The sequence below is a fragment of the Sphingomonas sp. HMP9 genome (genome assembly GCF_013374115.1).
GTDB lineage: Bacteria > Pseudomonadota > Alphaproteobacteria > Sphingomonadales > Sphingomonadaceae > Sphingomonas.
Genome location: NZ_AP022673.1, coordinates 3,580,044 through 3,596,201, shown reverse-complemented (window position 1 = coordinate 3,596,201; position 16,158 = coordinate 3,580,044). Strand labels below are relative to the sequence as shown.

The window sequence follows — 16,158 nt, the reverse complement described above, 5'->3', positions numbered from 1 at the left end:
AAGCGTGGTTCCCCGCGAAGGCGGGGACCCAGACTGGGCTCCCGCCTTCGCGGGAGAACAAGCCCCCCCCGGGAGACGGGAGGGAACGAGGAGGGTTAGGCCGCCGCCAGCGCGAAGTCCTTGAAGCGTTCGCGCAGCGCGGTCTTCAGCAGCTTTCCCGTGGCTGTGTGCGGCAGGTCGTCGACGAAGACGATCGCGTCGGGAAGCCACCATTTGGCGACGTGCTTCGCCAAATGATCGAGGATCGCCTGTTCGTCGACTGCGCTACCGGGCTTGCGCACCACCAGCAGCAGCGGGCGCTCGTCCCATTTCGGATGGTAAATACCGATCGCCGCCGCCTCCGCGACTCCCGGACAGCCGACCGCGGCGTTCTCCAGGTCGACCGAGCTGATCCATTCGCCGCCGGACTTGATGACGTCCTTCGAACGATCGGTGATCTGCATCGTGCCGTCGGCGTGGAGCATCGCGACGTCGCCGGTGTCGAACCAGCCTTCACCGTCGACCGCGTCCTCGTCGGCTCCGAAATAGCGTTGGACCACCCATGGGCCCCTCACCTGCAACCGGCCGGCAACCTTGCCGTCGCGGGCAAGGACCGTCCCCGCGTCGTCGATGATGCGGAGTTCGATGCCGAAGGGCACGCTGCCCTGCTTGCCGACGAGATCGAGCTTCTCGTCATGGCTCATGTCGTCCCAGTGCGGCGGGGCGAAGCCCGCGGTGCCGATCGGCGAGGTCTCGGTCATGCCCCAGAGATGCTTCACATCCGCGCCCATCCGCATGATCCGGTCGATCATCGCGCGTGGCGCTGCCGAGCCGCCGATCGTCACCAGCTTCAGATGCCGGGGCGCCTCGCCCGTCGCATCCATATGGCCGAACATCGCCAGCCACACGGTCGGCACGCCCGCCGAATGCGTCACGCGCTCCTGGTTCATCAGCCGGCACAACACGGCCGGGTCGTTGACCGCCGAATAGACGACCTTCGCCCCCGACAGCGCGCAGGCGAACGGCAGGCCCCAGGCGGCGGCGTGGAACATTGGCACGACCGGCAGCACGACCGCGCTGGGGGAAAGATCGAACACCCAGGGCGCGACCTCCGCCATCGCGTGGATCATCGTCGAGCGGTGCGTGTAGAGCACGCCCTTCGGATTACCCGTGGTGCCGCTGGTGTAGCAGAGCATGCACGGATCGCGCTCCGGCCCCTCGACCCAGTCATAATCGCCGTCCTCGGCGTCGAGCAGCGCCTGGAAGCCATCGGGGCCGAGATCGTCGAAGCAGATGTAATGGCGGATGCTGCCCCATTGCCCGCGAAGGCGATCGACGAGCGGCTGAAACGCCTTGTCGTAGAGCATCACGCGGTCTTCGGCGTGGTTGGCGATGTAGACGAGCTGCTCGTCGAACAGCCGCGGGTTGATGGTGTGGATCACGCCGCCCATCCCGATCGTGCCGTACCAGCCGACGAGGTGATGCGCGTGGTTCATGCCGAGCGTCGCGACCCGGTCGCCGGGCGCGACGCCCAGTTTTTCGAGCGCTTGGGCCAGTTTGCGCGAATCGCGCGCGATGCCGGCCCAGTTCGTCCGCGTCTCGCGGCCGTCAGCCCAGTAGCTGACGAGTTCTGTGGCCCCGTGTTCGCGCGCGGCGTGGTCGATCAGGCGGGGAACACGAAGCTCGAAATCCTGCATTCCACCAAGCATGTCCGCTCTCCCAAGCTTTTATCCGACCAGAGCGAGCCTCGTTTCAGAGGTCTTCAGCTCCACCTTGGTCACACCGTGCAACGACTCGATGTGCTCGGCAAGCTCGCCGTCGAGCAGGAAGTCGCGGCCGAGCAGGATGCACAGCTCGCCATCGGGCAGCTGCATGCGCACGCGAACCTCGCCGCGCGCGCCGCGATGGTCGGCCAGCAACGATGCGAGCCCGGCGAACGCGGCCATGTCCGAGATCGTCACCACCACCTGGAACCGCGCAAGGTTGGCGAGCCCCTCGAACGGCTGGATGCGCTTGATGCTGACGCGCGGCGTGTCCTCGCCGGGCTTGCGGTCGAGCTCGACGGTGATCAGCCCGCAGCCGCCGGCCTTGGCGGCTTCCTCCAGATCCCTCGAGACCTGCTCGTCGAAGCACGTCGCCATGAACTGGCCGCTGGCGTCCGAGCACTGCGCCATCATGAAGCGCTTGCCGCGCGCGGACGTGCGGTAGCGCGCGTCCTCGACCAGGACCGCCATCGTCGCGCCCGCGCGGCTGCCGTCGTCGGGGATGTTGAGCTCGGACAGCGCGGTGTAGGCGCGCGCGCCATGGCTGTTGGCGATGTGGCGATGGCGATCGACCGGGTGCGCGGAGAAATAGAAGCCGAACGCCTCCTTCTCCTGGTCCATCCGCTGGCTGAGCGTCCAGCGCACCGAGGGAGGAAGCTTGATCGCATCGCCGGCGGGCTCCGCGTCGCCGAACAGGCCGCCTTGCCCGCTGGTCTTCTGCTCATGCGTGCGCGCGGCGATCGCGAGGATCGTCTCGGCGGTGGCGTGGATACCGGCGCGGTTGGGCTCGAACGAATCGAAGGCGCCGGCAGCGGCGAGCGTTTCGAGCTGGCGCTTGTTGAGGAGACGCGGGTCGACGCGCTTGGCGAGATCGTCGAGGCCGGCGAACGGGCCGTTCTGGACTCGCTCGACAATGAGCTTCTCCATCGCGCCTTCACCGACCGATTTCAGCGCGCCGAGGGCGTAGCGAACCGCCAGAGTGTTTCCCCGCGAAGGCGGGGACCCAGTCTGGGCACCCGCCTTCGCGGGTGAACATGCTTCTTCCGGAGCGTTGGGCAGCACCTCGACGTCGAACTCGGCCTGGCTTGCGTTGATGCACGGCGGCAGCGAGGCGATCCCCAGGCGTCGCATGTCGTCGGTGAAGATCGCCAGCTTGTCGGTCTGGTGCAGATCGTAGCACATCGACGCCGCGAAGAATTCGTGCGGGTGGTGCGCCTTCAGCCACGCGGTCTGGTAGGCGAGCAGCGCATAGGCCGCAGCGTGGCTCTTGTTGAAGCCATAGCCGGCGAACTTGTCGATCAAATCGAACAGCGCGTTCGCCTCGGCCTTCCTGATGCCGTTGACGGTGAGACAGCCCTCGACGAAGCCCGCGCGCTGCGCGTCCATCTCGGCCTTCACCTTCTTGCCCATCGCGCGACGCAGCAGATCGGCGCCGCCGAGCGAGAAGCCGGCCAGCACCTGCGCGGCCTGCATCACCTGTTCCTGGTACACGAAGATCCCGTAGGTCTCGGACAGGATCGGTTCGAGCAGCGGGTGCGGGTAGTCGATCGCCTCGGTGCCGTTCTTGCGGCGACCGAACGACGGGATATTGTCCATCGGGCCCGGTCGATAGAGCGAAACGAGCGCGATGATGTCGCCGAAATTGGACGGGCGGACTGCGGACAGCGTGCGGCGCATGCCCTCGGATTCGAGCTGGAACACGCCGACCGTGTCCCCGCGCTGGAGCAACGCGTAGACGCCGGCATCATCCCATTCGAGCGCGTCGAGATCGACGATAACGCCGCGCTTGGCGAGCATCTGCAACGCCTTTTGCAACACCGACAGCGTCTTCAACCCGAGAAAATCGAACTTCACGAGGCCCGCGCCCTCGACATATTTCATGTCGAACTGCGTGACGGGCATGTCGGAGCGCGGATCGCGGTAGAGCGGGACGAGCTGGGCCAAGGGCCTGTCCCCGATCACCACGCCGGCGGCGTGCGTCGACGAGTGGCGCGGCAGGCCCTCCAGCTTCATCGCCAGATCGAGCAGCTTCCTGACCGCGTTGTCGTTGGCATATTCCTTCGCCAGCTCGCCGACGCCGTTCAGCGCGCGCTCCAGCGTCCACGGATCGGTCGGGTGGTTCGGCACCAGCTTGGCGAGGCGATCGATGTGGCCGTAGCTCATTTGGAGCACGCGGCCGGTATCCTTAAGCACCGCGCGTGCCTTCAGCTTCCCGAAGGTGATGATCTGCGCGACCTGATCGCGGCCGTATTTCTCCTGGACGTAGCGGATCACCTCGACGCGGCGGGTTTCGCAGAAATCGATATCGAAATCGGGCATCGACACGCGTTCCGGGTTCAGGAAGCGTTCGAACAGCAGGCCCAATTTGATCGGATCGAGATCGGTGATCGTCAGCGACCAGGCGACGACCGAGCCCGCGCCCGAGCCACGGCCCGGGCCGACCGGAATGTCGTGATCCTTCGCCCATTTGATGAAGTCCGCAACGATCAGGAAATAGCCGGGGAAGCCCATCTGGACGATCACGTCGACCTCGAACGCAAGCCGCTTGCGGTAGACGTCGCGCCAGCCGTCTTCGCTTTCACCGTGGAGTTCGGTGATGCGGGCGAGGCGCTTCTCGAGGCCTGCCTCAGCGTCGTCACGGAGGAGCTTGGCCTCGCCTTCGATATCGCCGGCGAGGCTGGGAAGGATCGGCTTTCGGTACGGCGCCATCACCGCGCAGCGCTGTGCGACGACGAGCGTGTTGGCGATCGCCTCGGGCAGGTCGGCGAACATCTCGTGCATCACCGGCGCGGGCTTCATCCACGCCTCGGGGCAACTGCGGATGCGGTCCTCGGTCTCGACATAGGTCGAATGCGCAATGCACAGCATGGCGTCGTGCGCGTCGCCGAACGCGCTCTCGGTGAAGCAGCACGGGTTGGTCGCGACCAGCGGCAGGTTGCGCGCATAGGCGATGTCGATGAGGTCGTTTTCGGCCGCCATCTCGACTGCGTCGTTGCGGCGCGAGAGCTCGATATAGAGGCGGTCACCGAACAGCCCTTGCAGGCGATCGAGATAGGCGCGGGCACGGTCAGGCTGACCTTCGGCGAACAACCGCGCGAGACCGCCCTCGCCGCCTGCGGTCAGTGCAAGGAGGCCGTCCGTGTGGCGTTCGAGCGCGGCGAAATCGACATGCGCGGGCATCTCGATCGGGCGGTCGAGATGCGCCATCGAGACGAGCGCGCAGAGATTGTCGTAGCCGGTCATGTCCTGCGCGTAGAGTGCGAGCCAGTCGAACTGCGTCGCGACGCCGTCGGGCATGTCGGGGCGCCCGACGCCGAGCATCACGCCGATGATCGGCTGCACCCCGTCCTTCTTGGCGGCGTCCGAATAGGCCATCGCCGCATAGAGCCCGTTGCGATCGGTCAGCGCGGCGGCGGGAAAGCCCAAGGCGCGCGCCTGCTTGGCGATCGCCTTGGGATCGATGGCGCCGTCGAGCATGGTGTAGCAGGAGAAAACGCGAAGGGGGACGTAACCGGAATGCATCGACAGGAGGTAGGCGCTGCGGCGTGATTCGACCAGCGGGGATGAGTCCGATCGGAACCGCGGACACGACGAGCCGTTGCGGCGGGGACTTCGGGGAGCTTTTCCAATGACCGATCCACGCGGGCGTTTTGCCGAGACTGAGACCACGGCGGCGGGAACGCCCCGCGCGGGCGCCGGCTGGGGGTGGATACTGGCCTATGGCGTGGTGTCGCTGGTGCTCGGGGTGATGGCGTTCGCGTCGCCGTTCTCCGCGACCTATGCCGCGACCCTGGTGATCGGGGCGTTCCTGATCGCGGCCGGGATCGTGTCGATCGTGTCGGGCTTTGCCGGCAAGGGACATGAGGGGCGCGGCTATGCGATCGGGTTCGGGCTGGTGTCGCTGGTGATCGGGCTGATCATGGCGTTCGAGCCGGCGACGGGGGCCATTTCGCTGACGTTGCTGATCGCGGTGTGGCTGGGCGTGCGCGGGGCCTTGGAGATCGGGCTTGGCGCGCGGTTTCGGCGCGGCAAGGGGCTGATGATCGCGCTTGGGGTGGTGAACATCGTGCTGGCGGTGATCGTGCTGGCGACGCTGCCTTGGCTGACGCTGCCGGGCTATGTGCTTGGGATCAGCTTCTTCTTTGGTGGGGTGACTTCGGTTGCCTCGGCGCTGGCGCATAAGAAGGGCGCGCCGGCGTTTTCTGTGTGAGCGATTAGTGTGTTCGGCTGCGCCAGAATGTTCTCCCGCGAAGGCGGGAGTCCAGTCTGGGCCCTCGCCTTCGCGGGGGAACATTGTTTTTGGGTTGCTGGGCCTCGCTAACAGAAATCACCTCCCCGGCGCAGGCCGGGGTCCAGTTGGGAAGCGTTGCTAACTGAGGTCAGCGCTTCGTTACTGCGACCTTCCCTACTGAGCCCCGGCTTTCGCCGGGGTGGCAGTGTCAGTTACTAGAGCAGCGTCTCGATGTCCTTGCGGATGTCTTCCGGCTTGGTCGTCGGCGCGTAGCGATCGACCACGTTCCCGTCGCGCCCGACCAGGAACTTGGTGAAGTTCCACTTGATCGCCTTCGACCCCAGCACGCCGGGGGCGTCCGACTTCAGGCGCTCGAACAGCGGATCCGTTGCCGCTCCATTCACGTCGACCTTCGCGAAGACCGGGAACGTCACGTCGTAGGTCAGCGTACAGAAATTGGCGATCTCGGCCGCGTCACCCGGCTCCTGCCCGCCGAACTGGTTGCACGGAAACGCGAGCACTTCGAAACCCCGATCGGCATAATCGCGGTGCAGCGCCGCCAACCCCTCATATTGAGGCGTAAAGCCGCATTTGGAGGCCGTGTTGACGATCAGTAGCACCTTGCCGCGATACGGTTCGAGCGAAGCCGCGGAGCCATCGGCGCTCTTTACGGTGAAGTCGGTGATCGCGGTCATGGGCGGTCCTCGTTTCGGGCCAGCAGATACGTCAGGTTCTGACGCACGCCCGGCCATTCGTGGCGGAGGATGCTGTAGACGACGGTGTCGCGCAAGCGGCCGTCCGCCATCACCTGATGCCCGCGCAGGACGCCGTCGCGCTTCGCGCCAAGGCGTTCGATCGCGCGTTGCGAGGTCTTGTTGAGCGAGTCGGTGCGGATCTGGACGCATTCGCAGCCGAGCGCGTCGAACGCGTGCGTCAGCAGCATCAGCTTGGCCTCGGTGTTGACGCCGGTGCGCTGCACGGATTTCGCGTAGAAGGTGCCGCCGATCTCGAGCCGCTTGTTGCCCGCGTTCATCCGCATGAACCGCGTGGTGCCGACGACGGTCCCGCCGGCCACCACCGCGAACAGTCGCGCCCGCCCGAAATCCTGTTCGCGCGACGCCGCGGCGAGCCATCGGTCCGGCGCCTTCATCATCGCGACATTGGCGTAAAACGTATCCCAGAGGTTGTCCGCCGACGCCGCCGCGACCAGCGCGTCCATGTCATCGGCAACCAGCGGGCGGAGCGTGACGTGACGCCCGGCGAGCGTCGGCGTCTCGCCCCAGGTCACGCCAGCCGCCCCTCGTGCAGCCGCAGCACGCGGTCCATCCGTGCCGCCAGCCGCTCGTTATGCGTCGCGACCACGGCGGCTGTACCTTGTTCGCGGACCAGCCGGATGAACTCGGCGAAGACGATGTCGGCGGTGTGTTCGTCGAGATTGCCGGTCGGCTCGTCCGCCAGCACAAGCGCGGGCTTGTTGGCAAGCGCGCGGGCGACCGCGACGCGCTGCTGCTCGCCGCCGGACAGCTGGCTCGGGCGGTGCGTCAGCCGGTGGCCGAGACCAAGCTGGGTCAGCAATTCCGCCGCCCGCCGGTCCGCCTCGACCCGCGTCGCGCCGTGGACGAGTTGCGGGAGGACGACGTTCTCGGTCGCGTTGAAGTCCGGCAGCAGGTGGTGGAACTGATAGACGAAGCCGAGGCTGTCGCGGCGCACCACGGTCCGCTCATGCGCGTTGAGCTTCGCCGCCTCGGTGCCGGCGATCCTAATCGATCCCTCGAAGCCGCCCTCGAGCAGCCCGACCGCCTGCAACAGCGTCGACTTGCCCGAGCCGGATGGCCCAAGCAGCGCGACGATCTCGCCAGGGGCGATCGCCAAGTCCACGCCGCGCAGCACCTCGATCGTCGCGCCGCCCTGCGTGAAGCTCTTGGTCAGCCCGCTGGTCTGGAGGACGTAATCGTCCATGCGCTCGATCTGGCGATCGATTTTGAGGCCTTCATTCATAACGCAGCACCTGCACGGGGTCGGTACTCGCCGCTTTCCAGGCCGGATAGAGCGTCGCGAGGAAGCTGAAAATCAGCGCCATCAGCGCGATCACGACGATCTCGACGGGATCGGTCTTCGACGGGAGTTCGGTCAGGTAGCGGATCGACGGATCCCACAAATTCTGGCCGGTGAGGAGCTGGACGAAGTTCACCACCCCCTGGCGGTAGAACAGGAAGATGAAGCCCAGCACGAGCCCCGCGACCGTGCCGAGCGCACCGATGGTGGTACCGACGACGATGAAGATCCGCATCATAGAACCGCGCGTCGCGCCCATCGTCCTCAGGATCGCGATGTCGCGCGTCTTGGCGCGGACCAGCATGATCAGGGACGAGAGGATGTTGAACACCGCGACCAGGATGATGATCGACAGCACGGTGAACATCGCGACCCGCTCGACCGCGAGCGCCTCGAACAGCTGCGCGTTCATCGTCCGCCAGTCGGCGATCACCGCGTTGCCGCCGATCTTGTCGGCGAGCGGCTTCAGGATCTCGCCGACCTTGTCCGCATCGACCGTCTTCAGCTCGACCATGCCCGCGGAGTCGCCCATCAGGAGGAGCGTCTGCGCATCCTCGATCGGCATGATGATGTACGCCTTATCGTAATCATAGACGCCGATCTCGAAGATAGCGCCGACCGTGTAGCTGACGATCCGCGGGACGGTGCCGAACGGGGTCGTCTGGCCCTGCGGACTGAACAGCGAGATGTCCGAGCCGACCTGCGCGCCAAGCGATTCGGCGAGCCGCGAGCCGATCGCGATCCTGCCGGACCCTTGCGTGATCGATTGGAGCGAACCCATGATGACCTTGTTGCTGATCGTCGAGTTGCGGCGGATGTCGTCGACGCGCATGCCGCGCACCAGCACGGCCTCGGCACGCCCGTTGTAGGTGGCGGCGAGCGGCTGTTCGATCAGCGGGAGCGCGCTGGTGACGCCTGGCGTCTTCTGCGCCTGCGCGACGATCTCGCGCCAGTCGGGGAGCCGGTTGCCGACGCCCTGCACCACCGCATGGCCGTTCAGTCCGACGATCTTGTCGAATAGCTCGGCGCGGAAGCCGTTCATCACGCTCATCACGATCACTAGCGCGGCGACGCCGAGCATGACCGCGACTAGGCTGATCGAGGCGACGAGGAAGATGAACGCCTCTCCCTTGCCCGGCAGCAGATAGCGGCGGGCTATCATCCGTTCGTAGCGGGACAGGATCATGGGCGGCCAGGTTCGATCGTTAGGGAAGCAGTGCAGCGGCTCTAGGACGCGGCCCGTTGCGAGGCAACTGTCCGGCCCATGCGTGCCGTCCTTCGGCCGCGTGCATGTCGGGCCGGCAGCCTCCTGCGAAACACCGCATTAGTCCCGATCCGGCAGTGTCTAAATTGGTCTGTTGCGAAATCGCAACAGCCTCGATCCAATCGTGAAGCGTCTTGCGCAAAGACCGTGACAAAATCCACGGACATAACTAGCAACAAACTCGCTGAGACACAGGCAACGGCCGTGGTTCGGGGACTGCTTTTCCGCTCCGTCGCAAGACGAAGAGCGAGAGCAAAAAATGGGGGCTGACGAGCGATCGTCACGCAGGCGCCCGGATCGGCAACGGTCCGGGCGTTTGCTTGTCTGGCATAGTTCACCGCGGCAATCTATACTTCGTCAGATCTTGGACCGTCGTCGCAGCAGGTTCGGCAATAGAGCAACGCCACCGTCCACGGAGGTTCGACCGGGTTCGATCGCTTTGGAACGTCGAAGCCCGGTACGGTCGTTACCGCGTCCGACGCTTCGTCAGCCGGGACGCGGCGCCGTTTTCTTCCGCGTTGAGCTTGCGCCAGCGATCGACGCGATCCGGCGCCAGCGTCCCGGCCGCGATCGCCGCCTGGATCGCGCACCCTGGCTCGACGCCGTGCGAACAGTCGGCGAACCGGCATTCCTGCGCCAGCAACGCGATATCGTCGAACACTTCGGCCAAGCCGGTCGCGGCCTCGGACAATTGCAGTTCGCGCATGCCGGGCAGGTCGAGCAGCCAGCCGCCCTGGTCGAGCCGGTGCATCTCGCGCACCGTCGTCGTGTGCCGGCCGGTACCGTCCTTGGCACGCACCGCCTGCGTCCCGATGCTGTCAGATTCGCGCAACGCGTTGACGAGCGTGGACTTGCCGACGCCGGACGAGCCGAGAAACGCCACCGTCTTGCCGGGCCCGCACCAAGCCGCCAACCGCCTGACGTCGGCCCTGTCGCGACCGTCGACGGTTTCGACGAGCAGCCCCGGCTCGATCGCGCGGGCGGCGGCGGCGAACGCTTCGGGCGTGTCGGTCAGGTCGGCCTTGGTGAGGACGACGACCGGGTGCACGTCCACCTCGCGCGCGAGCACGAGATAGCGCTCGAGCCGGGCGATGCTGAAGTCCTGGTTGCACGATGCGACGATGAAGATGGTGTCGACATTGGCGGCGATCATCTGATCTTTCCGCGGATCGGCGGGCGAGCGGCGCTTGAACAGGTTCATGCGTCGCAGGACGCGCGTCGCCTCCCCCGTGCGATCGTCGATGAGCAGCCAGTCGCCGACCGTCGGATGATCGTCGCTGGGCTGCGCGCCGCCGATATAGGGCGAGACGAAGCCCTGCGTATCGGCACCCGACACCGCGATCTTGCCGCGGTGAACCGCCATCACGCGGACGGGGTGGCCGTGAAGCTCCTCGTCATCGGAAAGCTGTTCCGCGAAGTGCGCAGTCCAGCCAAGGTCTGCCAAAGTCTGGTGGGTCGATATCATAGGCGTGGCGCGGTATCTTTCCTGGCGACGCGACGGCGGCCGCCTGCCACCGGTCTAGGCCGCGGCGGTGGGTATGACCATCCTCGTACGCGCCGCTGATATAGGCTTAGGCGTACGAGAACGATCGGGCCCTTACGCGCTGTCACCACATAACTGCTTGTTTGGTAAAGAAGATCAACGATCCTCACGGGGCTTCTTGGCGTCCGTGCGTTTACTCCCGCGATATGGAGAGGGCTTAGGCATGGATCAGAAGAGTGCGCCGCTGGCAGATGCGCTGGCGGCGATCGAGAAGAGGCCGGTAATCGGCTTCGGGGCGCCCGGCCACAACCAGGGTTCGGCCATCCCCGGCGGGATGAAGGCATTGCTCGGCAGGCGGGTTTTCCAAGCCGACGTGCTGACGCCAAAGGGGCTCGATGATCGTACCGAGGGCAAGCTGGCGCTCCAGCGTGCGCACGAGATCGCCGCGGAGGCCTGGAATGCCGATTTCTGCCGGTTTGTAACCGGCGGATCCACGCAGAGCCTCCACACCGTCATGGCGTCCGTCGCCGGGCCGGGCGATACCATTCTGATCGCCGCGAACGCCCACAAGGCCGAGCGGACCTATGCGCTCGCGACGGGGCTCGATGCCGTCATCGTGCCCGCTCAGATCGACGAGGCATGGGACATCGAGCATGGCGTCGAGCCGCAGACGCTCAGCGCAACCTTGGCGGCGCATCCGACCGCAAAGGCGGTCATCATCGTCAGCCCGACCTATTACGGCGTCACCAGCGACATAGCGTCGCTCGCCACCATCTGCCACGACCACGGCATTCCCCTGATCGTCGATGCCGCCTGGGGTGGCGCCTTCGCATTCTGCGAGGGCCTGCCAGATGATCCACTTACCAAGGGGGCGGATGTCGCGGTCTACAGCGCCCACAAGACGATGGGGGCACTCGCGCAAGGATCGGTGATCGTCGCTAAAGGCGACCTGATCGATCGCCAGCGCCTTTGGATGGCCTATGAGCTGTTCGAGACCACCAGCCCGTCGGTGCCGATCCTCGCAACGCTCGACGCGACGCGGCGCGATCACGCGTTGAACGGTGAGCAGATGTGGACCGGCGTCATCGCCCTGGCGCAGAAGGTCCGCAAGACGATCGCCGGTATCGCGCCGTTACGCGTGTTCGGTCACGACCACCTGCCGGCCGACGCCGATCTGGACGTCACGAAGGTGCTGATCGACGTCTCGGCGCTGGGCGCATCGGGATATGCCATCGACGACTGGCTCTACACGCATCACCGGATCAGCATGGGGCTGTCCGACTCCCGGCATCTTCTCGCGATTCTGTCGCTGGGCACGACCAGGTCCGACTTGCGTGCACTCGTCCGCGGTCTGCAGGATCTGGTGAAGCAGCTCGCGTCCGACCCCACCATCCTGCCAATCACTGCTCCACCGCCGGGGATTGCTACCCTGTCCGTCGACATGGCCATGCCCGGGCCCGCCGCCCTCTATGGCCCCGCCGAAATGGTGGCCTACGAAGCCTCGGCGGGACGGATCGCGGCCGAGATGATCGCGCCCGCGCCGCCGGGTGTTCCTCGCCTGGTTCCGGGCCAGCGCATCACGGCCGCGCATGTCGCGTGGCTGGTCGCGAACCGTGATGCCGGCGCGTTCGTGATGGATCCGGTCGACCCGACAGAGGCTACCGTCAGAGTGGTCAAAGGCTGACGCCGCAACCGGATCGGTATCTCGTATTTTACAGCTGCTACAAACAGGTGGAAACGCAATGCAGACTCATACCGACGAACACTGGATGCAGATGGCGATCGACGTCGCGCGTTCGAAAGGGTCCGATCCGTCAACGTCCCCGCTGGGATGCGTCATCGTGCTGGACGGCAAGGTGATCGCCGCCGAACGCAATCAGACAAAGGAATTGCCCGACGCGACCGCGCATGCCGAAATGATGGCGATCCGCCGGGCATGCGAGCAGACCGGCGAACTCGAGCTGCGCGGGGCAACGCTGTACTCGACGCTCCAGCCATGCGGCATGTGCACGATGGCATCGATCTGGTCGAAGGTCGGCCGCGTGGTTTATGGCGCGGGCCGCAGCGACGTGCATCCGATGTATTTCGAGGCCAGACACGTCGATACGCTGGGCTTTATCGCCGACGCCTATCGCGACGATATCGAGATCGAGGGCGGCTGCCTGCGCGAAACCTGCGCCGAACTCTATTACGGCTCCGATGCCGACTTGAGCGAGGATGAACAGGCCAATCTCTGAACAGGCGGCATGCATCAAAAGCACCCCAGCGGCAAACGAACTGTCGGCAGCGGGCCGGCCGTACAGGATAGCCGCTGTCCGCCGGCTATCCGCATCGGCTTCAAACGTTCGTTCGGATCGATCTCCTTATACGTTAGGCTCCCGCTCGAGCCCGAATCGTGCACACCTGCCATTACAAAGTCTTGGTCAGGCGTATCCCGACCGTCCGCGGCGGACCCACGAGATAGGAGAAATAGCTGGTCGCGGTCGTGTTGCCCGGCGATGTCGTGAACTCCTGGCCGAAGACCGGCACGGCATCGAACAGGTTGGTGACGAACAGCTCGATCCCCAGGCCGTCCCGCATCCGCACGCCGGCGGAGGCGTCGACCAGCGCATAGGCCGGGCGAGGCAGCACCTCGCCTTCCCCGAACCCGCTGTTCGACGCCCCGACGCGACGCGCCGCAGCAAAAAGAGTGCCGGTCAGCCCATCGGCGAGCGCCGCCTCGTACGCGCCCCGCACATTCCAGAGCCAGCGCGGCACGTCGAGCACGCGCGACCCCGCCGGCAGAAGCAGGTTAGGAACGGCGTTACGATAGGTCGCGTCGGTGAACGAACCGCCTGCGTGCAGGTCGAGGCCTTGGACCGGCGAAACGCTGACCTCGAGCTCGCCGCCCCGGCTCCGGACCCGCCCGGCGTTGACGGTAAAGGAAATGGTGGTCGCATTGTTGATCCCGCACGCCGTCTGGAACGCCTGCTGGTAATCCTTCCAGTCGATCGCATAGGCGGCGCCGTTGATCCGCAGGCGACCGCCCCACAGGCTGGTCTTCGCGCCGATCTCGTAATTGTCGGTACGATCGCTGTCATAGGGCGGTGGTACGTCGGGAATGCCCGCCGCGCGACGTTCCGTGGCCGAGCAGATAGCATCGGTCACGGGTGCGTTGACGCCCCCGGTGCGGAAGCCCTGCGAATAGCTGGCGTAGAGCGTCGCGGCGCGGCTCGGTTCGTAGCTGAGCGTCAGGCGCGGCGTGACCCCGCTCTCGCGGTTGCGTTCGGCATAGTCGTAGGCGAGGTCGCCGCCTGCGACGCCGCCGATGCCGTAGCGCCGGCTCGCCTCGTGCTGGCGATAGGCGAAGACCCGCGCGCCTGCGGCGACCTTCACCTTCGGCGCAATGGCATAGGTCAGCTCGCCGAACCCCGCGATCTCGCTTTCGCGGAAGCGCACGATCGTATCCTGGATGAAGGCCGGGCTGCTGGCGCCAAGGGGCGGCGGCGCGGTGACGCCGAACAGGTCGGCGACGGAAATCGTGCGACCGGAGTCTTGATGAAGATCGCGGTAGAAGGCACCGAGCACATATTGCAGGCGTCCGAGCCCATCGGAGACGGCGCGCACCTCCTGCGTGAACTGTCTGGTGCGACCGAAATCGATGAGCGGCGTTGGGAACAGCTTTCCGCCGGGGCCGGGGCCGACGATAGCCTCCACGATCGGGGAATCGAACGCGGTCACGTCGAACGACAGCCGGTTGCGTCGGTCGAGCCACGACGAGTTGGACGACACGGTAAAGCCACCGAGCGCGGCGAACCGGTTCTCGATCAGCAGCGAGCCGATCACGAAACGGTCCTTGGCGAACGTGTCCGCATAGCGTGCCTTCAGCCGTGCACGCTTGCCGAAGGTGACGTCGCTATGGGGCCGGTCCGCGTTGCTATAGGCATCTTGCCAGACCAAAGACGGCGTGATCGTCAGGGTCGGCGAGGCGTTCCAGCGCAGTGCTGCGCGAACCGTACCGGTTCGGGTCCAGTTGACGTCCTTGCGGACCGCCGACGTTCCAACATTCTCGGTCAGGTTGCCGGTGGTCGGTCGCAGATCGTCGATCCAGCCGCCCTGCCGGACGACGCCGCCCGAGATACGCAGCGCCAGCGTGTCGGCGACGATCGGCAGGTTGAGCATCGCCTTGGCGTCCCAGTTCGTGCCGCCATCGGTAATGGTCGAAACGCTCGCCTGGCCGAGCGCGGACACGCTGGCGGCATTGGGCTGGTTCGTCACGATCCGGACCACGCCGCCCATCGTCGACGATCCGAACAGCACGCCCTGCGGTCCGCGCAGCACTTCGACCCGGGCGACGTCGAACAGTTGCGGGTCGGGTTGTGAAAAGCCCCGCAGCGCCCGCGTCTGCAAAGGCGTCTCGTCGAGATAGACGCCTGTGGTCGGCGACTGGACGAAGCCGACCCCGCCGATCCCGCGAATAATGTATTGCGCGTTGCCGGGGCCGGAGGTGGCAAAGGCCAAGCCCGGCACGGAGTCCGCGATGCGCGAGAAATCCTGCGCATCGAGCCGGCGAAGCACGTCGGCGGAGAGGATGGTGACGCTGGCAGGCACGTCTTGGAGCATCTGCGGACGCTTGAGCGCAGTGACGATGATATCGCCGCTCTCTGGTGTAGCGGGGTTCCGGGTTTGGGACGCCGTCAAACCGGGGTTCGTCGCGGCTGGGATGGCATGCTGGGCGAAGACGGGTGTCGCGAGCAGGAGGCCCGGCAGACAGGCCCCCGCCAGCAAGAGGGATCGGATCATGACTATGCCTTTGACCGGCCCTGCAGAGACGCGCGGGCCGTGGACGTGGTGTGCTCCCGGAGGCGCACGCGATCGGTCGGTCAAAGGACGGCCGGTGGACCTCGCAGCGGCGGTCGGACATAACCGAAGCGCATGATCGTCGGCGCGACGAGCGGTGCCAGCCCGACCGCCATGACGAAGGCGATCAGGACAGCCAGTTGGAGGGGATCGATCGCGCCGAGCGCGGCGGCCGAGAGACCCGCGAAGGCGCAGGGCATCTCGGCCTTGCCGTGATCCTTCGGCTTGCCGTGATCGGGCACGTCGTCATGCATGCCCGGCATCGCCATAGCCATCGCCATGAGCCGGGGGGCAACGCCGGAACACAGTTCGATCGTTATCCGACCCTGTTCGCTGCCGATCATATACCCGGTCGGCACCAGCAGCTTTAACAGGAGCGTTGCCGTGCACAGCAGCACCGCGAAGTAGCGTTTCATCAGAAGGCGGCGAACGGCGAGCACCAGGCGCGAATAGCGCACCCGCACGCCGGTGTCATCGCCGCGTCCGTATCATAAGAGGTCGGTATAACTGATGGTTCTTCAGCGTCGACGATCATGAGGTGGAC

General features: G+C 65.9%; 12 protein-coding genes. 3 read left to right on the top strand and 9 right to left on the bottom strand.

Features of this window, described 5'->3' with window-relative positions; genetic code table 11:
* Nucleotides 1-95: 95 nt before the first annotated feature.
* Both HMP09_RS16225 and dnaE read right to left on the bottom strand, forming a co-directional pair.
* Nucleotides 96-1,688, bottom strand: coding sequence for a long-chain fatty acid--CoA ligase (locus HMP09_RS16225; RefSeq protein ID WP_176501210.1), 1,593 nt, complete (start codon nt 1,686-1,688; stop codon nt 96-98).
* An 18-nt stretch (nt 1,689-1,706) separates the two neighbouring features.
* A complete protein-coding gene (gene dnaE, locus HMP09_RS16220; RefSeq protein WP_232090412.1) occupies nt 1,707-5,219 on the bottom strand; it encodes a DNA polymerase III subunit alpha in 3,513 nt (1,170 codons plus the stop codon).
* Nucleotides 5,220-5,370: 151 nt separating this feature from the next.
* On the opposite strand from dnaE, the gene HMP09_RS16215 reads away from it, so the two are divergent.
* Nucleotides 5,371-5,952, top strand: a complete 582-nt coding sequence (locus tag HMP09_RS16215) for an HdeD family acid-resistance protein (RefSeq protein ID WP_176501208.1) — start codon at nt 5,371-5,373, stop codon at nt 5,950-5,952.
* 236 nt (nt 5,953-6,188) lie between these two features.
* On the opposite strand, the gene HMP09_RS16210 is transcribed toward HMP09_RS16215, so the two are convergent.
* The 5 genes from HMP09_RS16210 to rsgA all read right to left on the bottom strand — a co-directional run bounded on the left by HMP09_RS16210 (nt 6,189) and on the right by rsgA (nt 10,757).
* Nucleotides 6,189-6,668, bottom strand: a complete 480-nt coding sequence (locus tag HMP09_RS16210; protein ID WP_176501207.1) for a glutathione peroxidase — start codon at nt 6,666-6,668, stop codon at nt 6,189-6,191.
* On the bottom strand, nt 6,665-7,261 hold the full coding sequence (locus HMP09_RS16205) for a GNAT family N-acetyltransferase (protein ID WP_176501206.1): 597 nt from the start codon (nt 7,259-7,261) through the stop codon (nt 6,665-6,667). The genes HMP09_RS16210 and HMP09_RS16205 overlap by 4 nt, the downstream gene beginning before the upstream one ends.
* Nucleotides 7,258-7,932, bottom strand: a complete 675-nt coding sequence (locus HMP09_RS16200; RefSeq protein WP_176501836.1) for an ABC transporter ATP-binding protein — start codon at nt 7,930-7,932, stop codon at nt 7,258-7,260. The genes HMP09_RS16205 and HMP09_RS16200 overlap by 4 nt, the downstream gene beginning before the upstream one ends.
* 31 nt (nt 7,933-7,963) lie before the next feature.
* On the bottom strand, nt 7,964-9,214 hold the full coding sequence (locus tag HMP09_RS16195; RefSeq protein ID WP_176501205.1) for a lipoprotein-releasing ABC transporter permease subunit: 1,251 nt from the start codon (nt 9,212-9,214) through the stop codon (nt 7,964-7,966).
* Between the two features lie 544 nt (nt 9,215-9,758).
* Nucleotides 9,759-10,757: a ribosome small subunit-dependent GTPase A gene (gene rsgA / locus HMP09_RS16190; RefSeq protein ID WP_176501204.1), complete on the bottom strand. Its 999-nt coding sequence runs from the start codon at nt 10,755-10,757 to the stop codon at nt 9,759-9,761.
* Nucleotides 10,758-10,998: 241 nt separating this feature from the next.
* On the opposite strand from rsgA, the gene HMP09_RS16185 reads away from it, so the two are divergent.
* Nucleotides 10,999-12,459: an aminotransferase class I/II-fold pyridoxal phosphate-dependent enzyme gene (locus tag HMP09_RS16185; protein WP_176501203.1), complete on the top strand. Its 1,461-nt coding sequence runs from the start codon at nt 10,999-11,001 to the stop codon at nt 12,457-12,459.
* Between the two features lie 58 nt (nt 12,460-12,517).
* A complete protein-coding gene (locus HMP09_RS16180) occupies nt 12,518-13,012 on the top strand; it encodes a nucleoside deaminase (RefSeq protein WP_176501202.1) in 495 nt (164 codons plus the stop codon).
* Nucleotides 13,013-13,184: 172 nt separating this feature from the next.
* Here the strand turns inward: HMP09_RS16180 and HMP09_RS16175 are convergent, their stop codons facing one another.
* Nucleotides 13,185-15,557: a TonB-dependent receptor gene (locus HMP09_RS16175; RefSeq protein WP_176501201.1), complete on the bottom strand. Its 2,373-nt coding sequence runs from the start codon at nt 15,555-15,557 to the stop codon at nt 13,185-13,187.
* Nucleotides 15,558-15,637: 80 nt separating this feature from the next.
* The gene (locus tag HMP09_RS16170) at nt 15,638-16,078 is read right to left on the bottom strand and encodes a DUF2946 family protein (protein ID WP_232090410.1); all 441 of its coding nucleotides are present in this window, start codon (nt 16,076-16,078) and stop codon (nt 15,638-15,640) included.
* Between the last annotated feature and the right edge of the window lie 80 nt (nt 16,079-16,158).